Origin of the sequence: Streptomyces natalensis ATCC 27448, assembly GCF_000935125.1 — a bacterium.
GTDB classification, from domain to species: Bacteria; Actinomycetota; Actinomycetes; order Streptomycetales; family Streptomycetaceae; genus Streptomyces; species Streptomyces natalensis.
The window spans coordinates 1-4,850 of the sequence record NZ_JRKI01000042.1; the positions used below are offsets into that span (position 1 = coordinate 1).

General features: G+C 66.2%; 5 protein-coding genes and 1 pseudogene. All 6 read left to right on the forward strand.

Going from position 1 to position 4,850, the window contains the following annotated elements; translation table 11 throughout:
- Positions 1-129 (forward strand): annotated as a pseudogene (locus SNA_RS44420) (bifunctional DNA primase/polymerase); the annotation flags it as partial.
- A 2-nt stretch (positions 130-131) separates the two neighbouring features.
- Complete coding sequence (locus tag SNA_RS28715) at positions 132-1,610, forward strand: hypothetical protein (RefSeq protein WP_044367482.1); 1,479 nt, start codon at positions 132-134, stop codon at positions 1,608-1,610.
- 468 nt (positions 1,611-2,078) lie between these two features.
- Positions 2,079-2,276 (forward strand): helix-turn-helix domain-containing protein, encoded by a 198-nt coding sequence (locus SNA_RS28720; protein ID WP_030067605.1) that lies wholly within the window; start codon positions 2,079-2,081, stop codon positions 2,274-2,276.
- Complete coding sequence (locus SNA_RS28725; protein ID WP_044367484.1) at positions 2,276-3,421, forward strand: tyrosine-type recombinase/integrase; 1,146 nt, start codon at positions 2,276-2,278, stop codon at positions 3,419-3,421. Before SNA_RS28720 ends, SNA_RS28725 begins: the two co-directional genes overlap by 1 nt.
- Before the next feature lie 250 nt (positions 3,422-3,671).
- Positions 3,672-4,100, forward strand: a complete 429-nt coding sequence (locus tag SNA_RS42865; protein WP_157880135.1) for a hypothetical protein — start codon at positions 3,672-3,674, stop codon at positions 4,098-4,100.
- Position 4,101: 1 nt separating this feature from the next.
- Positions 4,102-4,524, forward strand: a complete 423-nt coding sequence (locus SNA_RS28730) for a hypothetical protein (RefSeq protein WP_030067608.1) — start codon at positions 4,102-4,104, stop codon at positions 4,522-4,524.
- Positions 4,525-4,850 lie beyond the last annotated feature (326 nt).

Consider the following 4,850-nt stretch of genomic DNA (forward strand, 5'->3'; position numbering starts at 1 on the left):
CACGGCCGGTGCGGCTGCCTCACCGACGCCCACGTCGCTCGCCTGTTCACCGCCGCGCAGAGCAAGGGCGAAACGGCCCGGCACTGCACGGACGCGTGGACCAACGCCCGCACTCGGTTGGGGCTGTGACCATGGCCGACGACGACAAGAACCCCGCCCGCGAGATCATCACCGACTACGCACAGGCGCACTTCCGGTACTTCCGCACCGCCGACGGCACCGTGTACGCGCAGCGCAACGGCCACCCCGTGGCCCGCCCGATCCGCTCCCAGGGCACGACGGGAAGCCACCGGCAGGAACTCATGGTCGGACTGTTCAGGGACGGCATCGGCGTCTTCAACGGCACTGCGATGAAGGAAGCGCTCGACCTGATCGAAGCGTTGGCACTGACCGAGGACGTCCAGCCCGTCCACATCCGCGTCGCCCCCGGCTACGACGGGGCCACGTGGCTGGACCTGGGACGCAGCGACGGGCAGTCCGTGCGCATCCACCCCACCGGATGGGACATCCGCACCCCGGACCCGCAGGAAGTCTGCTGGCGGCGCACCCAGCTCACGGGGGAACTGCCCTTGCCGGTCAAGGACACGGACGACAAGGGCATCGATCTCCTGATGCGGCTCTGCAACTTCGCCACCGCCGAGACCGAGTGCCTGGCCCTCGCATGGCTCATCGGCTGCCTGGGTCCGACCGTGCCCGTCCCGGCCCCATTCCTCACCGGCCCGCAGGGCGCCGGCAAGTCCACCGGCGGGCGCATGCTCGTGCGGATCATCGAGGGCATGACCGGGGACCTGCGCCGGGCGCCGAAGGACGAGGAGAACCTGATCACAGCGGTGGCGGCCGGCTGGGTCACCGCCTTGGACAACCTCTCCCACATGACCCCAGAGCTGTCCGATGCGATGTGCTGCATCGTGACCGGGGCCGAGAACGTCAAGCGCGCCCTGTTCACCGACGGGGACGTCTTCCGCATCGGCTACCGCCGCCCCCTGCTCCTGACCGGCATCGACGTCGGCGTGATCCGGCCCGACCTCGCCGAACGGCTCCTGCCGCTCCGCCTCGAACGCCCCAGGGTTCGGCGCACCGAGGCGGAACTGTGGTCCGACTTCGCAGAGGTGCTGCCCGTCATCCTCGGTTCGCTCCTGGGCCTGACCGTGCAGGTGCGGGCAGCGCAGGCGGACATCCCTACCGACCTGCGCATGGCCGACTTCGCGCACCTGTGTGCGCAGCTCGACGCGGCCACCGGTCTGGGAGCGCTCGCCGCCTACCGGGCCAGCCTGGACGACCTCAACGACGACGTCATTGAGGGCGACCTGTTGGCACAAACGGTGCTCAAGCACGCCGCCGGGGCCGATCCGGGCACCGAGCAGCGGATGACGTCTGCCGAGTGGCTGCACTGCCTCACGGGCCTCTACACGGGTGAGGACTTCCGTCCCCTGCCTAAAGGGTGGCCGACCACCGGCAAGGTGCTCTCAGACCGCCTCAAGCGCCTTCAGCCGACCCTCGCCGCCCGGGGCGTCCTCATCGACTGGGGACGCACCAAGACATCCCGCTACATCGAGATCGCGCGGCCGGCCGCCTCGCCGCCCTCGCCGGAGCAGGAAGCGGCCTTCTGACCGCACGGCACCACGACCGCCCGCACAAGCAAGAGGAGCACCCGCGCCCGCGTGCTCCTCTTGCTGTTCGGCGGCACCGCCGCCCTGCGATGGTCGCGCCGCGCAGCGGCTCCTTCTTCACTCTCTGAGCCGCGCACCACAACAGACACCACCCCCTCTTTGTCCGAAGTAGAGAGACGCTGCGTCACCTGCGTCACCCACACCCCGAAAACGGCCGGTGACCTGCCAGAAGACGGGTGACGCAGACAGCCGAATCCTGCGTCATCCTGCGTCATCTGCGTCACCCGATGACGGAGGCACGCGTCACCGGTGACGCACCCCCACCGTGCTGCGTCACCTCGAAAGCGCAGGTCAGCGCGGCGAATGACGCAGGTGACGCAGGTGACGCAGAAATCCGAACCTCGGACAGGCGCGGGCTCCTGAGAGGCCCCTAACTCCGTTCGCAGGCCATCCACAGAGGAGTCACACATGAACTCCCCCCTGCCCACAAGTCACCAGGCCCTGACCGTGCCCGAGGTCATGAGCGCGCTCCGGATGAGCCGTTTCAAGGTCTACGACCTGATCCGGTCCAAGCGGCTCCCGAGCTTCACCGAAGGACGTTTGCGCCGCGTTCCGGCAGACGCGGTGGCCACGTACATGAAGAACTGTCTTGAGGAGGCCGCCTGATGGCGCGCAAGCGAAACCCGAACGGTGCCGGAAGCATCTGGCAGCGAAAGGACGGCCGTTACGAGGGCCGCGTGTACGTTCCCCAGCCGGACGGCACCCGTGCTCGCAAGACGGTGTATGGCAATACGTGGGAGGAGTGCGACGAGAAGCGTCAGGAACTGGTGCGCCGTGCCCGTCAGGGCATCCCGACGCCCACCCGCTCCGCCAAGCTCTCCGAGTGGCTGCCGTACTGGCTGGCGCAGTACATCGAACCGCGCCGCAAGCTGAGCACGTACGACAAGTACGAGATGCACGTGCGCCGCTACCTGGTCCCTCTGTTGGGGACCAAGCGGCTGGAGACGCTCAGCGTCGCCGACGTGCGCCGCTTCACCACGCGCATGCAGAGCACCAGCACGGCCGCGACCGCGAAGGAAGCACACCGTGTGCTCCGTACCGCGCTCACGGCGGCCGTGCGCGAGGAACTCATCACGCGGAACGTAGCATCGCTGGTGGAACCGCCCCGGGTGAAGCAGCGCGAGATCAGTCCGTGGTCTCTGGAGGAGACGCTGACGTTCCTGGAGGCCGCACGGCGAGACCCGCTGTATGCCGCGTTCGTCCTGGCCATCGCCATGGGCTTGCGGCGTGGGGAGTTGGTAGGGCTGCGCTGGTCGGACGTTGACCTCGACAACCGGGTGCTGCACGTGCGTCAGCAGACGCAGCGTCGGCGCGGCACGCTGTACGACGACGACCCCAAGAGCCGCCGCAAGCGGGTGGTCCCGATGCCCGCGTTGTGCATCGCGCCGCTTCGCTGGCACCGGCTACGGCAGCGGGAAGCGTACGCGCGCACCGGCGTCACGTGGTCCGAGAAGGGTCACGTGTTCGCCACGAGGAACGGTCGGCCGGTGGAGCCCCGGAACGTCTACCGGTCGTTCACGCGGGTGGCCGCCGATGCCGGGCTGCGGGTGGTCCGGCTGCACGATGCCCGGCACGGCTGCGCCACGCTGCTGACGGCTGCTGGCGTCGCGCCGCGCGTCATCATGGAGATCCTCGGACACAGCCAGATCAGCATCACGATGGACGTGTACACACACGTCGTGCACGACACCCAGCGGGAGGCGATCAGCCACATGGACCGGCTGCTCAAGCGTCGTCTGCCCGCCGTGTGAAACGAGTTGCCACAGAACACCCCGGATTCTGGCCGTCCGGGGTGCTCCCCACCGTCAAAACCTATGGGCTACCAATTTGCTGCCAGAGAAGGCGTGTTGACTGTCGGTCAGTGAAACGACTCGGGTGCAATTGCCTTATAGGGCGTGAGGGGTGCCTTCATTAAATGGATCATGATTTCTCTGAGTGGCTTGTCCTGGCATGCTGCGTGACACTGATCTCGCGGAGTCCTTGCCGGGTCCTGGAGGGATCATGTCGACGTGCAGTAGGTTGGCCACGGTTCTTGACATCAGAATGCTGGCGGGGAGGGTCGCCGAAGAGGATACTCCGATTGACGCGTTGCGTGAGATTTCTGGGAACGATGCATTCGTGGAAATCGGTCGAAGGGGCCTTCTTCGGTATCTGCGAAACGATCAAAAGGGATCACTGACCGGTGGTTCGAATAGGTTGCAGTACGTCACGCCGACGCCGTACACGCCGGAGGAGGCGTCCCGATGGCTAGCGCTCATGTGGCCCTGGGTACTGCGGAGGTACGTGCTGGTTCTCGACCCAAGGAAGATTGATCGGCCGATCCGAGGTCCGCGCGTCATTTCCGGCGGGTTCGGGATCGAGTACATCTCGCCCAAGGGCTTCCCAGCTGCGGCAATCGCGAATCCGGGATACGACTTGGAGGTTACCTAGCGTGGACGACGAGACGGAGATGGAGGAGGATATGTCGCGAACAATTCAGACTGTGAGCGACGCGCTTCCTCGCGATGTCCTGGTGAAGCATGACTACAAAATCACCGGCGAAGCGGCTGAAAGTCACGGATCGACGTTGTGGACCTGGCATCATGCGGACCCGGATACAGGACTCCGGCGGCACGTCTCGCTCGCCATTTGGGTTGAGATTGATGGCTCGATTAGGCTCGTCGAGTTTTGGGCAGGTGCCAGCCATGGAAGGCGCTTTGTGCGTGAGTGCATCGTTTCGCGCCCTATGGAGATGTTCCGCCTGCATAAGGACCTCGAAGACGCAATGCAGCAGGCTGTTTCCCGGGCCGAGGGGCTGACTGACGACGATCTGATCAATACTCGCCCGTTCTCCGCGGGTGATGGGGCGACCTGACTCGCCTGCGTAGCCTTTGGGGGGCTGCGTGGCTTCGCATCTGCTGCGCCAGCCTGCATAGGCTGCCCCAGTGCAGCCCCGGCATGGTCGACACAATGCGACCCACAGGCCCAATCGCACAGATGCTTCGTGGCGCTGCTGCGTCTTGCCCGCCGCTGAACTGCAGCCCGCGCCGCCTTGTAGCAGGAGCGGTCCCGAGCCCTGTTCACGCCTCGGTCATCGGTGCCCAGAGTCGCATTGCCGTCAAACTCTGCCGTCAAAGGCCCCGGACCATGATGCGTCCAGGGCCTTTTCGCTGGTGCCCCCGGCAGGATTCGAACCTGCGA

Bases quoted from the DNA above. Each gene is read 5' to 3' on its own strand.
- SNA_RS28715 (WP_044367482.1), top strand. From the start codon at position 132: ATGGCCGACGACGACAAGAACCCCGCCCGCGAGATCATCACCGACTAC.
- SNA_RS28720 (WP_030067605.1), top strand. From the start codon at position 2,079: ATGAACTCCCCCCTGCCCACAAGTCACCAGGCCCTGACCGTGCCCGAG.
- SNA_RS28725 (WP_044367484.1), top strand. From the start codon at position 2,276: ATGGCGCGCAAGCGAAACCCGAACGGTGCCGGAAGCATCTGGCAGCGA.
- SNA_RS42865 (WP_157880135.1), top strand. From the start codon at position 3,672: ATGTCGACGTGCAGTAGGTTGGCCACGGTTCTTGACATCAGAATGCTG.